This is a genomic window from Paenibacillus terreus (genome assembly GCF_042138595.1).
GTDB classification, from domain to species: domain Bacteria; phylum Bacillota; class Bacilli; order Paenibacillales; family Paenibacillaceae; genus Paenibacillus; species Paenibacillus terreus.
In genome coordinates this window covers 64,765-79,488 of sequence record NZ_JBHIRX010000018.1, presented here as the reverse complement: position 1 = coordinate 79,488, position 14,724 = coordinate 64,765, and the positions used below count along the sequence as shown (strand labels likewise).

Here is a 14,724-nt window from a genome sequence, read left to right as displayed (position 1 = left end):
AGCATTATTGTGCTTCTTTCCTTAAGTGATGCCACTTAACAGGATCGTCTTCAATGGCATTAAAAGTAAAGCCGGAAAGTTCACGAGTATGAACAAAGGTTTGCTTGGCGTAATAAATCGGCACCGACATCGCTTCCTCATGCATGCGAAGAAACACCTGGTCAAATAACGCCTGCTGCTTCTCTGTCGAGATGGTGGAAGCAATCTGATCCAGCAGGTCCGACAATGGACGGTCTTGATAAGCTGCTCCCGGCATTGATGGCGAACTGTAGAATAAAGAAGACAGGAATCGATAGGGCAATTGAGCATCCGTATAAGTTCGATATATAAGCAGGTCATAATCTTTGCTGCTCCATAACGTATCGTAGTAAGCTGCCCTTTCCTGATTCACGATGTCGATTTGCACTCCGATCTGCTTCATGTTGTCCTGAAAAATTTCAGCCATCTCTTTCCACTCCGGATATTCTTCCGTTTGGATCACCAACCGCAGCTGCAGGACTTGTCCGTCTTTCTCATAAAGCTGCTTTTTCTCATTCCATTTGTAGCCCGAGGCTTCGATCAATTGTTTTGCCTTCTCGGGGTTATACGGATAGTAAGGCTGATTATCGGATGTTACAAAGGCAACTTTATCCTGAAACAGTCCCTTGACTGGTTCGCTGCTACCATCTGCATATTTACTCGTATCGTTTCCATAATTGATGGCCTGGCGTATATTTTTATCCGATAGAGCTGCATTGTTCTGGTTGATGACCAGAAAATAGGACATCGTACTGGTGCCCGTTTCCACCACATACTTGTCGTTGTTTTGAAAAACACTCAGACTTTCCAGCGGGATATTGCCAAGCTCTCCGCCTGCAAGATCCACCTCCCCGGATTGGAGCGCGAGTACCCTTGCCTGTGGATCTGTAATCACTCTAAAAACGAGCGAATATTCCGATGGTTTTTCTAACCAATAGTGCTCGTTTGCCACCAGAACGGTCTCAACTCCTTGTTGATAGCTGCCTATTTTCCATGGGCCTGTGCCGATCGCCTGGTGAAAGTCTCCGTTCACATCTCCCGCAGGAGTTACCGAGTTTGGACTCATAATCCGGAAAGGCCTTGCCTGACTTAGCTCATACAGTACTTGAGTTGCAGTTTCTTTAAATGTAAGTACGACGGTGTTGTCATCAGGGGATTCTATTTTTTTCAGCAAACGGGATATTTCAAGCGTTGCATTCTCTTCTCTGCTGATCGCTCGCTCCAATGAAAACTTAACGGCCGCTGAATTCAACGGACTGCCGTCCGAGAATTTCACTTGTTTTCTTAGTTGAAAAATGTAGGTCTTTCCGTCATCGGAGATTTCCCATGACTCGGCCAAGCTGGGGGCAATTTTACCTTCTCCTTTATAATCCACAAGCGCATCATACACAGCGGCATGCATCTGCCGTGTCCCATTGTAAGTCGCGGCATCCAGTTTATCTCCTTCACCATCCTGGGTTACTGCTACAAGGATTTGTTTGTCCGCTTCCTGGCCAGAACCGGAAACCGAGCTTTCGCCTTGTGAGCACCCCGCAAGCAGCAACAGCGTTAAAACGATTGCAATACTGAAACGAAATCTGCTGTCCATCCCTACTCCTCCTACTTCTCTCCTTTGATGTTCGTGATTAAATTGTTGCAAATGATCATGATCACTTGCATACGAAGTCATCTTTGTATATTATTAATCGTAATATTTACTATTTGCAAGATATTTTTTTAATAAAGGAGACCAGAGGTTAATGGCTGAGCATAAACTTGCACAACAATATCGTGATTATTGGGATAAAGGAGCAGATGTCTATGATGAAATCGTAAATACCGAATTTGCAACAGATACATATGATCAATGGAACGCGATCCTGGGTCATCTTTTATCCGAAAAACGGAATTTAAAGATTCTGGATGTTGGAACAGGACCCGGATTTTTTGCAGTATTGCTTAGTCGTATGGGGCACCAGGTTACCGCCATTGATTCCTCACCTGAAATGGTGGCCAGAGCTAAACAAAATGCACAAAAATATAACTGCAATATCAAGATTATTGAGACGGATATCATCGAATATAAGACAGAAGAAACATTTGACATCGTCATTTCCAGGAATGTCACTTGGTTCCTATATAATCCTGTTGCAGCTTATCAAAATTGGTACGGAATGCTTAATGATGGGGGCCAGGTTATTATTTTCGATGCAAATTGGAATTTGTTTTTGAGCAATCCCCAGGAGGCAGAGCTTTTCAGAAAGGCTAAAGAGGAGGCTATTGATCAAGGTTATTTGCCATACCGCGAAGAGAAAGACATTGAGGAAGGCGATCAACTGGCGCTTACCTTGCCATTGACCTATGTAAGAAGACCGGGATGGGACAGTGAAATGCTTAAGTTTATTGGTTTTACTAAAATCCAGGTTCATGAAGGATTCGATGCCGGATTTTATAGTACAGGAGAAAAAATCCTGAACCGTCACAGACCCATGTTTGCCATCGTTGCTGAAAAATAGGCTTCGCCTAAACTGCAAATCGCCGCCGAACGGAAGTTCAGCGACGATTTGTGTTCGGTCGGCGGCTATCCAAAAGCGCCCCCGAGGGGATTCGTTTCAACTCATATCTTTTCCGCCATTAACAGGTACATAGGAGCCAGTAATAAATCCGGACCGCTCGCTTGCGTATAAGGCAATGGCTCTTGCGATATCTTCGGGCTGACTGATCCTATTCAGCGGCGTTTCCGCGATCATCGCGCTTCGATACCGCTCTATTTGCTCCTTGGATGCCTCGGTTTCTACGGCCCCTGGAGAAATAATGTTCGCCGTAATGCCAAACTCACCGAATTCCTGAGCGATGAATTTCGCAAACTGCACCAGCGCGGCTTTTGCCGTACCATGCGCTATAAAGCCCCTTCCGGGGGTCTTGGCAACACTGCTGGCCACGTAAATGATACGTCCGTAGCCATTTTGCTTCATAAATGGAATAACCGCTTGCGTCAAATTAAAAGCGGCTTGAATTTCAGACTTCAGCTTCTCAGCCATTTCGTCCCATTCCATGTCAAGGAAAGGTTTAATGGGAAAGGGAATATTCGCATTGCTGACCAGAATGTCCAGGGTACCCCAGCGGTTGATAACCTGCTTTGCCATGGAATTCACCTGTCCGGCATCACATACATCTGCCTGTATCTTTATGGCTTCTCCTCCGAGGCGTTCAATTTCATCGACAACCCTTCCCGCACTGGCATGGTCCGAAAGATAATTGACTGCAACCCTCATCCCCGACGCCGCCAATTCCTTCGCCGTAGCTGCACCAATCCCTCGCCCGGCTCCGGTTATCAACGCTACTTTTGCTTCTTTCCCCATTTACGACAACTCCTTAATCTTCCACAAACTGATTGATCAGCTTGTTCAGAAATTGTGAGAATTGCTTGAGCTCTTCTTCGGTAAATGCGCTAAGAACCTTGTGATCCATCTCTGCCAGCATCTCTTCCAGTTGCTCCAATTTCTCATTTCCCGTTTCCGTCAGCTCAACATATACGTAACGCTTATCCTCCATATCCTGATACGTTCTTACAAGCCCTGAACTCTTCATACGTTCAATCATTTTGGTAATGTTCTGCTTTGTCACCATCGTCCTGTGGCTTAGATCGCCTAACGAAGTTTTGTTCGCTTGCGCGATGGCACCCAGGATCAGCCATTGCTGTACGCTTGTCAGTTTACATTTAGAAGCGATCTCACCTCCCCTCCTGGATAACAGGTTTGCGGCTTTAATCGTGTCTGAAATCACATCCATACCTTGGCTGCTCATCATCATTGCTCCTCAACAAATAGTCAACTAGTTGACAGTTTAACATATATAAAAATGTTGAGCAACACAGTTCAATCGATCTATCCAAAAAACAAAAAGCCCCTAAATTGCTGTATGAGCGACCTATGAAAAAAGAAAACCGCTCCAAGGGAACGGAATTTAGTAAGCTTGCTTATCTTGAACTTTCCGAAGTTCATCCTTTAGTTTATCGTCCACGTCAAGAGAATTAGACTGCCCCTTCGCATCAAGGTCCATCCGTGACTCCCTGCTGCGGCTCTGCTGTCCGCTTGCGGTATTCCTTTGGCGAGAGCCCTGCTATTCTGTTGAACATATGCGTGAAGTAATTGGAATCGTTGAAGCCGATGGCTTGGGCGATTTCGAAAATTTTCATGTCGGTGCTTTTGAGCAGGATCTTCGCTTTCTGTACACGCAGGTTTTGGATATAACCGGTGACGCTTTCGCCGGTTTCTTTCTTGAACAGGTTGCTGAAGTAGCTGGGGTTGAGATGAACATGGGCCGCCACCTCGGCCAAGCCGCATTCGTTCATATATTTCTCTTCGATAAACTGGATGGCTTGCTTGACCGGATTGTCTATTTTGCCGGCAAGCCAGCTGTTATGAGAACGCAGGAATTCATGGATGTATACCTGCAGCCAAGCCGCAATCTCTTCGGACGTCTCGCATTTGTAGACGGAACCCCACTCGATGGAACGTGCGGCCATCCGCCATATGGGAAACTGCACTTGCACCAGTCGGAGAAGGGCCGCGGCCAGGAGCAGGGCTTCGATTTTGGCGCTTTGCGGGGGCATACTGCTGATTCGCACCACTTGGTCCAGAAGCTCCTTGTTCAACCGGCTGTTGTCTCCCGACATAAGCCAGGATACGATTTCCTTCTCCTTTTCGTAAAGCACCGTCTGGTTAAGTAAAAATTCATAGGCAGTACTGCCCTTGCCAACCACCTCCCGTCCCGGCCCGCTGCAATACCGTTCGTAAGCCTGGCGCAGGTCCTCCGCCGTGCGGCATCGTCCTTGTCCGCAGCAGGCAAGCTCCAGTTTCAGATAATGCTGAATCGAATCGGTGAGGGTCTGCAACCAGGAAGAAGGCATTTCCGGCCGGGAATCCGTCCGGTTCGCCAATAAAGCCCATTCCGATGAACTCAAGGAAAAAAGCCGGAAGCCGCCGCCATACCATTTATGCAAATGCTCCCTGACAATGTTGCCGAGTGCAAATTGCAATAGCGGCATATCCTGGGCGGAATAATGTTTTTCCGCGGAAATATAGGTAGGGATGCTAAGAAAGTAAAGCTCGCATTCATTCATCCGTCCGAGCAAAGCCTGCACCTCTCCGTTGTTGCAGGACATGCCCATAATCGCTGAGCGAAGCTGGCTGTCCTCATGCTGTCGCTTCCACTCCGCCATCAGCCGCCCGGACTGATTCTCTTCGATCAGCCGTACATAGGTCCGGTCGAGCATGTTTAATATATCCGCTTCTACGCAAGGTTTCGTGATAAAGTCCAGCACTCCAAACTTGAGGGCGGACTGGGCGTAAGCAAAATCCTTAAATCCCGTGATGATCACAATCTTGGTCCCCCAGCCGCGAGTCTTGACTTCCTCGGCAAGTTCAAGCCCATCCATATGGGGCATGCGGATATCGGTTAACAGCAAATCCGGGACGCATTGCTCCATCGAAGACAGAGCGGCCCGGCCATTTGCCGCTTCTCCCGCCACCACCCACTCGGCGGACCGTTTCCCGGCCAGCTTGAGCAATCCTTTGCGAAAATTCGGCTGATCTTCGGCGATAAACAGCTTCGCTTTCATCCGTTTCCCTCCCAAAAGTTTTGTGAGCGTTACCTCCTGATAAGCTTCGAGCAAAACTCGCTGCGGAAGCATAGACCTAGTTTTGTGAGTATTACCTTCTGATAAGCTTCGAGCAAAACTCACCTCGAAAGCATGGGCTTAGTACTCTTTCGGGATCGTCTGAATGGGAAGCCTGATGTGAACGGTCGTTCCTGCTCCCTTGACACTGGAAATCTCTACTCCGTAAGGAGCCCCGTACACCAGTTCAATGCGCCGCAGCACGCTTTTAAAGCCAATTCCCGTTTTGTTGTTCTCCGGCAGCGTATCCTTAGCTTCCTTCAAAGCATATAAAGTGCTGTCATCCATGCCGCAGCCGTTGTCAGCTACCTCGATATGCAGCGCTCCATCCCGTAAATCCGCCTTCACCCTAAGCACCCGGTCTTCATCCATGTTTCGGAAGGCATGCACAAACACATTTTCCACCACCGGCAGCAGCAGGCATCTCATCATCCGCAGACCCAGCAACGATTCTTCGGCCTGAATGATCGTTTCAATCTCGCCGGTAAACAATTCAGTCTGAATCTTAATGTAATTCCGTATCTGCTGCAGTTCTTCTCCCAGCGTCGTATCGGTCTTGACGGACTTAAGCGAATACTTCAGCATCTCCGAGATGGCGTTGATCAGGAGAGCCGCCTCCGCCTGGTCGTCGTTATACAGCTTCCAATACAGTTCATTGAACAGGTTATGCAGATAATGGGGGTTCAACTGCGCCTGAATGGCTTTTAATTCCGATTCCCGCTGGCTGATCTGAGCCAGGTACACTTTGTTGATCAGAGTGCTTACTTGCTCCGCCATGCTGTTGAAGCTCTCGCCGATAAACCCGAGCTCATCGCCGGAGCGGACGCTGATCCGAGCCGAGAAATCCCCCGAACGCAATTTGCGCAGCCCCCGCAACAGATCGGCCAGAGGCTTCAGCAGGGTTCTGGTAGAAATCGTAATCAGCAGCGCGCTGAGAAGCACGACGCCAATTCCGGCAAAAACAAAGATATGGATGATGTCTTTGTTTTTGCGTTGAATCTCCTCCAGAGAAACCCCTCCGTATAACGTGAAGCCTGCCGGTTCCAGACGATGGCGGACAAATAAATAGGTGACCCCATTCATCTTGGCATATTGGGGATCACCGGCTTCAATCAAGCTCATGAGCTGCTCCGTCTCCTCCTGATTCGTATTGGAGTAGAGCAGTCCCTCCTGGGGCTCCAGCAGCAGTACCTTGCCGTTGCCGTTCTCCGTAAGATCCCGCAGCACTTTGGATACCAGCCTTTCCTCCATGACCACCACCATGGTTCCGTACGGGATCAGCTTATCATTGAGCATCCGTCTGGCGGCGATCAGCACCGTCCGGTGCCCGCCGGGATCTACGGCACTGGGCAGACTAGCCCGACCCCAGACCAAGTTCCCCCGATGCGACTCCAGCTTGCTCATCAACATGGCCATTTCCTCAGGTCCGGGTTCTCCTGACGCCCCATTTTGGGAGAAAATAGCCAAATCTCCGTTTTCATCGAAAAGAAAGATGGAACGGATCGACGGCGTATCCACTTGCAGCGTGATCAGTTGCTCCTCCACATACTTACGGTTCTTGAATTGAGTATAGAGATCCCCTCCGGGATCGAGGCTCTCTGTGACGAACAATTCTATAGAAGGGTTCAGTATAATGGATTGGGATACCCGGCTTACCTCCTGGAAGGTGAGTTCCAATCTGGCCAAAGCCTGTTCATTGGCAATGGAGAACTGCTTGCTGATCTCGTCCTCCATCAATTTGACATTTAAGCGGTAGACCAGCCACCCCGCTAATGCAAAGGCTAGTGTGACCATACACGAGAGCAGTACAATCAGCTTCAACTTGAAGCTGCCCTTCATTTTTCCTGTAATACTCCCCAGCCAGCTTATCGGATTCAGTCTGCCTCCCTCCCCTTAACGATGATGTAATCCGATTGTAAGCGATTTCATCGTTATTTTAAAATAAAACTTGGCCTGGCTGCTACCGGACCAAGTCTATATTTACTTTATTCCCGGAGCTCCCTCCGAACTTTACTATAAATAAGTTAAGTGTTCAAAAAGTCGGGTTTTCAGGACCGAGAAGGTTGAATGAAGCTAGGGACTGAGTAGCGCAGCGTAGCTGGAGGCTACGTGAGCAACGGAAGGCCCGGCTGAATTCAAGATTCGACGTCGAATCCGCTTCTTGAACGGCTTCGTCATGGAAAGATGACCTTTTGAACTACCTCTCTAGTTGGGAGCGGACCATTTCCAGTACATCATCGCCCAGGAAGGCCGTGTCTTTATTTTCTTGATACCACGTATTCATGTATTCCTCGATCTGCTTGCCGCCGCCTTTCTCCCAGGCTGCTTTAGCATCCGCAATAGCTTGCTCGGCCGTATATTTGGACCCGCCGATGATTCCTTTGACAATGATGTCGCTCACTTCTTTGCTCACGTTGGTATTGATGACCACCAGGTCGCTTGGCAGAACCGGCATATGCTCGTAGTGACTCAGAGCGGGATATTTGGCGTCCGGATTGAGCAAGAACTGGTCCGCTTGCTTCATCATCTCCAGCCCAGCCTTCTGATCCGGATCCTCCACATTAAATGCCGATAGGGAGGTCAAAAATTCGTTCTGCGGGAGTGAATAGACCATCGTGTAGTCCATGGCCCAATCCACTTCCTTCATATTCTTGTCGAGATCAATCACGATGGGCGCTCCGTCCGCTCCCTTCTTCCAATGTTCTCCCTCCAGCCCCTTTCTCAGCGTCAACGCCGTATCCGGCTGAAGCATAAAGTTGATATATTCCATCACAGCCTTGGGATCTTTGGCTGCGGCGTTAACCACAGTCGTCATCTGAATCGGGTTGGTCACGTGATGGGTAAACAGTCCCATAGGAGACGCGGGCTGCATCATCGGCGCAATTTCCGCATCCGGGGCCACCTTTCTGATGGTCCTGATATCGGTAACTGTACTCTCAAACCAGTTGCTGATTTGCGGGGGAAGGAAAACGCCCACCTTGCCGTTCAAATAATCCTTCTTTGCTTTGGAGCCGTTCGTGTCCGCCAGGTAATCCGGGTCGATCAGTTTTTCGTCGAACAGCCTCTTCTTGAATTTCGTCGCCTCCAGCGTATTATCCCAGCTGCGGATGATTTTGTCATCAGCCGAGATGGCCCAACCGCCCGCACCGAACATGGAATCCACCATGCCTCCGGAGGTATAGCTTATATTCGTTCCGTACGTATCCTTCTTGCCGTTACCGTCAGGATCTTGCTCTACAAAAGCCTTCAAGACTGTAATCAGCTCTTCGGTCGTTTTCGGCACCTCCAGGTTCAGCTTTTTCAACCAATCCACCCGGATAAACGCCACGCTTTGCAGATGGGGCTCGTTAATTTTGCCGATTTCGTATAGCTTGCCGTCCGGCTTGGTGCCCACCTCGCGCAGTTTGGGATACTTCTTCAGCAATTTTTCATATTCGGGAGCATACTGCAAGTAATCGTCCAGGGGCAGCAGTTGCTTCTGCTGGTACAGGGAATCCCGGAAGCCTGTATCATAATCATTGACAATATCCGGCGCGCTGCCGGATGCGAACATCACATTTAACTTCTGAGTCGATTCCGACCGGAGCACGGGCACAAACCTGGCCTCCACCGGAGAATGTTCATTAATCCATTTGGTCCAGCGGTTCTCCTCCACTGTTCCCTCCGCTGCCGGGATATTGCCTCTGTCATAGTTTGATACGGTGATGACGGGTTTATCTCCGCTTCCCCCCCCTTCTTTTGGCTGGCTGCATCCGGCAGTCCCCACCGTCAACACGATAGCCACTATCGCGGTTAACCAGACCCTTCTGCTCCACTTGGATGTTTGCTCAAACATTTGCAAGCTCCTCTCGATCTATGATCTATAATGAACAGATGCGTTGCCGCTATCCTTTAATGGAACCGAGCATAATCCCTTGAACGAAATACTTTTGCAAAAATGGATATACCACCAGCATCGGCACCACCATCACCACAACGCCCACCGCCTTCAGCTTCTCGGAGACCAGCTCCTGCTGCTGCATGATATCCATCGCCATCATGTTGTCCATGCTCTGAATCTGCAGCATGCTCTGGACGATTACCGTGAGATTCTGCAGTTCCGTCCGATTGATGTAAAGAATAACATTCATAAACATGTTCCAGTAACCAACGCCGTAGAATAACGTCAATGTGGCCAGCATGGGCAGGGATAAAGGCAAAATAATGCGCAAAAGCAGTTGCATCTCTCCACAGCCGTCAATCTGAGCCGATTCCGTCACTTCACTTGGAATGTTTTCAAAAAAGCTTTTCATGATTAACATATTGTAGGTACTGATCAGCCCAACAAACCATAAGGACCAGTACGTGTTCGTCAAATGCAGACTGTTCATCACCAGATAAGTGGGAATCATGCCGCCGCTGAACAGCATAGTAAACAGCGCGGCCGTTGTGAACGGCTTGCGGGCATACAAATAACGGCGGGACAAAGGATACGCCGTCAGAACCGTAGTCAGCATACTAAGCGCTGTTCCGCCCAATGTGATGATCACGCTGTTGCCAAACGCCCGCAAGGCCGGGGTGTTCTGAAAAAAATATTTATAAGCGGTGAAATCAAGGCCCACCGGCCAGAACCAGACTTGCCCCAGATCTACCGCATGCCCTTCGCTTACGGACAAAGCGATCAAATGCAAGAAAGGCAGAATACAGGTGAGTGCGATGATAATCAAAACTGTGTGAACGAAGACCGAAAACATCTTTTCGCTAGCCGACACTCTCAATGCAGTTCCCCCCTCTAGAATAATCCCTGGTCGAATTTCCTCGCCAGTGCGTTAGCCGACAACAGCAGCACCAGGCCGACAACGGACTCGAATAGACCCATGGCCGTGGTCAGACTGAATTGGGCCTTCTGCAGCCCCACTTTGTACACATAGGTGCTAATGACCTCGGCTTTTTCCAGGACTGTGGGATTCTGCAAGTTGTAAACCTGGTCGAACCCTACCTCCATCAAGCGGCCCATGCCCAGAATCAGCAAAAGGATAATCGTAGGACGGAGGCCCGGCAGCGTAATATGCCAGATCTGTCTCATCTTGCCCGCGCCGTCCAGGGCGGCGGATTCGTACAAGCTGGGATCAATGGACGAAAGGGCGGCGAGATAGATAATGGCGCCAAACCCCATTTCCTTCCACATCCCGGAGCCGATAAAGATCGCAACCCAGGATTCGATGCGGTACAGAAACGGCACCGGCTCCATTCCCCATTGCTCCAGCAGCTTGTTGACGGTGCCGCCGTCGATCGAAAACAAGGTGAGAACCAGCCCCGCTACGATGACCCAGGACAGAAAATGGGGCAGATAAATAATCGTTTGAATCCAGCGCTTCAGCCATCTTTTCCGAACCTCATTCAGCGCGATGGCGATAATGATCGGTGCGGGAAAACCGAAAATCAGATTCAGAATACTCAGTTCGAGAGTATTCCAGATGATCTGCAGCGTAGCGTCGGACTGAAATAAAATCTTGAAATACTTGAGTCCCACCCAAGGGCTGGATAAAATGCCATCGCGGAAATTGTAATCCTTGAAAGCGATCACAAGCCCGCCCATAGGAAGATACCGGAATATCACGTAATACAGAATCCCCGGTATGAGCATGAGGAACAGCGGAATATTCTGCCGAAACCTCTTGGTCTCGTAAAAGGCTTGTTTGGCCTTCGGCACACTGTCCGTTCCGACGGTCACAGGTGTTGTTGGCATGTTCTAACCTTCTTTCTTGGTTGATTGCTTTTCGATGATGTTTATACTGTACCGCAGTCCCTCCGGTGCATACCTTAAGAATCTCTAGGTTTTTCTATAGATTTTTTGTTTTTCGCGTACAGAAAAAAGGACACGAATTCGCTCGCGTCCTTTTTTGGCGCCTCCCTTTTCCATTTGCGTCAGCTTGCAACTTCCGATCCTCCCGTAACCCTGACTTTGAAATCGTCAAAGTCGATCGAGGCGTTAGCGTAGCCGTCGATGCCGAACCGCTGGCCAGTCAGCTTACCGCCGCCTGTATGGCGGAAGATGAAGTCAGTAGCCGCCGGAACAGGATCATTGTTGACATAAACGGTATAAGTCTTGGCGTCCCAGTTTGCCACCATTTTAATTTTGTACCATGTATTGTAGGAAACGTCCTTCACCGGCTTCTTGGACCCTCCATTCTGCACGATCATTTTACCCGTATCAAAAGCTGTGACCATGGAATAATTGCCGGTGCCGCTGTCATTTCTCACCATGGCGCCATTGGCGTACTGGAAGTTACTGTTTAATCTGACACGATATTCGATGACGATGCGCTGATCCGCCTTAGCCTTGACCTCGCCTGCATACGGCAGGAACAGGTTTGCCTTGCCCGAAGCAGCGGTTGTGGTCAGCCGAAGGAATTTATTCCCGTCCTCTTCTTGCACAGTGGCAGTAGCGCCATTGGTCAGATCTTCGGTGGTGATTCCGTAAGGGTACTTGCCCGTCTCATCGTCGGAGAAATCCCGATAAGCGTTATAGGTCACGCCATTCTCGGTAAGGTTGAGTGAGCCTAACAGGGCTGCTTCCGCTTCAGCAAGGCGACCCAGCACCTCTTCAAACTGCTCTTCACGCAGATTAGGGTCTACGGACAACTCTTCCGCATGATCCAGCTCAGCCAAGAGAGCATTATACGCATCTTGACTATAGGTTCCCAAGCCTTCGCCCAAAGGATATGAGAAACCGACGATCCTGCTGCGCATGATATCTACAATCTCATCAAGACCCCATCCCGGGATAACTTCTACGGAAACGGCAGCAGGAATCTTCTCGCCATTCAGTGTCAAGATGACAGGCACCTGAACAGTGCCAAGTGAGTTGAAGTATATTCCTTCCAGCTTCCAGCTGACCTCGGCAATGCTTCTCTCCCCCTTGTAGGTGACGTCAACAACACCGGGCAGCCTCGGTGTCACTCCGGAGGGAGTCTTTACTTGAGTAAGAATCTGAGGAACCTGAGACGGATCAGGAGTTACCGTCAAGTTGAACTTTGCTTCCTTGCCGCCGTATACGGCTTTAATCACCGTATCCCCAGGCCCAGTGTCATATACCTGACCGGTCACCGTAACCTTAGCCACGTCGGGGTTGCTGCTGAAGTACGTAGCGTCGGCCGTCACATCCTGAACTTCATAGGTGTTGTAGCGTGCTGTTAACCGCAGTTGCCTTTTCAGCCCGCTGGTCAGGATGTTGTTCAAGCCGCTTATGGCAATGGACTGCACAGCCTTCGGTTCAGTGGTAACGGTAATCGCGGCCATGGCCGTTTTTCCGTTATATGTCGCGGTGATCGTGGCGCTGCCCGCCTTGAGTCCCTTGACTCCAATCCCATCAATATCAGCGACCTCTTTATTGGAAGAATTAAAGGAAACTCTGCTGTCAACAGTAGAATAGGTAGAACCTGTTACCCTATACACGGGCAAGTTGCGACTTTCACCCAACCCCAGCGTGTACCCCGGAGAATCGAATAGAACCTCCGGCTCAACATCAAGCTTGAATATATCCATGCTGTCAATTTCGGCAAGGTTGGCACCCGGCGAGAAACGGATGGTATTGTTGCCTTGCTTCAGATAGACTTTCTCCGTGGAGGATCCCCAACGATTCCATCCGGAATAGACGATGTTCAAATTAGCGCCGGAACTGCCGTTTACCGACAAGATATGGGAAGCATCCGCCCCATTCGATGAGCCGTTGGCATTGCGCACGGACAGCACATAAAATCCCGCCTCTGGCACGTTCACTGTGAACTCGGCATAATCATTGGCGTTCTTGATATTGGCGATCTTCTTCCCGCCGGAAGCGGTACTTTCCCACAAGACACCGGGACCGGTTCCGACGCTGGGATCTTTCACCAACAAGGCTGCTTCCGCCTCATAGCGCTGACGTACCGGCTCCCCTGAAGGCGTGGCGATCGGTTTGTTCGGATCGACGGGCTCTCCCAGGTTTGGCGTTCCGTCTGCGTTCCAGGTGAATTTCTGTGCGCGTACATTGCGGGTCCACCCTGATCCTGGCCAACGAGCGGCATGGTAAATAATCCAGTCCTCACTTCCATCGGGGGAGGTGGTGAGACTGTGGTGACCCGGGCCGTAAACGCCGTTGGCGCTGGAGAAAATCGGCTTGTCCTGTTTTACCCAGGAGCTGGGGTTCATCAAATCGTCGCCAATCTTGGCCGTGATCAGTCCGAGGCAGTAACTGTCTGTCCAGCTTCCGTTTGCGGAATAGACCAGGTTGATGGTGTTGCCGCGTATATTGACTTGGGGACCTTCATTGATCCTGCCCGGGGACGTTTCCCAATCATGGTCAGGCGTCGAAATCAATACCCGCTGCGAGCTGATGGTCCGTGGATCGCTCATTTCCGCAATATATAGATTTTGGAAACTTCCATCCGTTTCCTCCCAGCCGGACCAGATGAAATAGTGTTTCTCATTTACAGTCAGCACAGTGCCGTCGATCGCCCAGCGGTCGGTGGAATCGGTTATTTTCCCTTTGAACTCCCAGGTTCCGGTCATCGGACTCTCACTGGCGTTCTCCAGCACATACATGCGGTGGTTTGCGTTGGTTCCGTTGTCAGCCGCGAAGTAAATATACCATTTGTATTTGCCATCGGTATCTCTGAGATAGTGCATTTCGGGCGCCCAAACATTGGAACTGTACATGGTACCCTTAACCGGTGTCCAGGCTAGTCTCCTCTCGCCCGCATCAAGGCCGGTGATGGTCTTCGCTCTGCGGATCATGATACCGCTGGCGTTGACAAAGACGTTGTAGTAATAGCCGTCCGTGTGCTTGTAAACCCAAGGGTCGGCTCCTACCTGCATGATAATATTGTAGAAATTTGACACCTCCGACACCCCCGTTGTCGACGCCGACATCGAATCTGTCGCACGTGGCGACGGCTCTGCCGCGGCAGCCGCTCCGCTCCATTGCGGCAGCATCAGCAGCACCGCGAGACAAAGCAGCAGATACCTGAATCTTTTCCTGAGCATTTGCAGTCCCTCCAGATTCAGTTTTTTCAACCAATCCATCCAAA

The 14,724-nt window shown here is 49.9% G+C and carries 10 protein-coding genes; 1 reads left to right on the top strand and 9 read right to left on the bottom strand.

Translation table 11 applies throughout. The features are described 5' to 3' along the window. Positions 1-4 precede the first annotated feature (4 nt). A complete protein-coding gene (locus ACE5KN_RS24965) occupies positions 5-1,606 on the bottom strand; it encodes an ABC transporter substrate-binding protein (RefSeq protein ID WP_375527430.1) in 1,602 nt (533 codons plus the stop codon). Between the two features lie 151 nt (positions 1,607-1,757). On the opposite strand from ACE5KN_RS24965, the gene ACE5KN_RS24960 reads away from it, so the two are divergent. Then, positions 1,758-2,513, top strand: coding sequence for a class I SAM-dependent methyltransferase (locus ACE5KN_RS24960; RefSeq protein WP_375527429.1), 756 nt, complete (start codon positions 1,758-1,760; stop codon positions 2,511-2,513). 96 nt (positions 2,514-2,609) lie between these two features. Here the strand turns inward: ACE5KN_RS24960 and ACE5KN_RS24955 are convergent, their stop codons facing one another. The 8 genes from ACE5KN_RS24955 to ACE5KN_RS24920 all read right to left on the bottom strand — a co-directional run bounded on the left by ACE5KN_RS24955 (position 2,610) and on the right by ACE5KN_RS24920 (position 14,719). Continuing rightward, positions 2,610-3,359, bottom strand: a complete 750-nt coding sequence (locus ACE5KN_RS24955) for an SDR family NAD(P)-dependent oxidoreductase (protein ID WP_375527428.1) — start codon at positions 3,357-3,359, stop codon at positions 2,610-2,612. Between the two features lie 13 nt (positions 3,360-3,372). After that, positions 3,373-3,804, bottom strand: a complete 432-nt coding sequence (locus tag ACE5KN_RS24950; RefSeq protein WP_375527427.1) for a MarR family winged helix-turn-helix transcriptional regulator — start codon at positions 3,802-3,804, stop codon at positions 3,373-3,375. A gap of 244 nt (positions 3,805-4,048) precedes the next feature. Further along, positions 4,049-5,620 carry a response regulator transcription factor gene (locus ACE5KN_RS24945; RefSeq protein ID WP_375527426.1) on the bottom strand — a complete coding sequence of 524 codons (1,572 nt, stop codon included), beginning with the start codon at positions 5,618-5,620 and terminating at the stop codon, positions 4,049-4,051. Between the two features lie 138 nt (positions 5,621-5,758). Beyond that, the gene (locus ACE5KN_RS24940) at positions 5,759-7,516 is read right to left on the bottom strand and encodes a cache domain-containing sensor histidine kinase (RefSeq protein WP_375527425.1); all 1,758 of its coding nucleotides are present in this window, start codon (positions 7,514-7,516) and stop codon (positions 5,759-5,761) included. 358 nt (positions 7,517-7,874) lie between these two features. Next, the gene (locus tag ACE5KN_RS24935; protein WP_375527424.1) at positions 7,875-9,512 is read right to left on the bottom strand and encodes an extracellular solute-binding protein; all 1,638 of its coding nucleotides are present in this window, start codon (positions 9,510-9,512) and stop codon (positions 7,875-7,877) included. Positions 9,513-9,561: 49 nt separating this feature from the next. After that, positions 9,562-10,383: a carbohydrate ABC transporter permease gene (locus ACE5KN_RS24930; protein WP_375533174.1), complete on the bottom strand. Its 822-nt coding sequence runs from the start codon at positions 10,381-10,383 to the stop codon at positions 9,562-9,564. A gap of 65 nt (positions 10,384-10,448) precedes the next feature. Next, on the bottom strand, positions 10,449-11,405 hold the full coding sequence (locus ACE5KN_RS24925; RefSeq protein ID WP_375527422.1) for an ABC transporter permease: 957 nt from the start codon (positions 11,403-11,405) through the stop codon (positions 10,449-10,451). Positions 11,406-11,584: 179 nt separating this feature from the next. Further along, entirely contained in the window at positions 11,585-14,719 is a 3,135-nt protein-coding gene (locus tag ACE5KN_RS24920; protein ID WP_375527421.1) for a family 43 glycosylhydrolase, read from the bottom strand. Positions 14,720-14,724 lie beyond the last annotated feature (5 nt).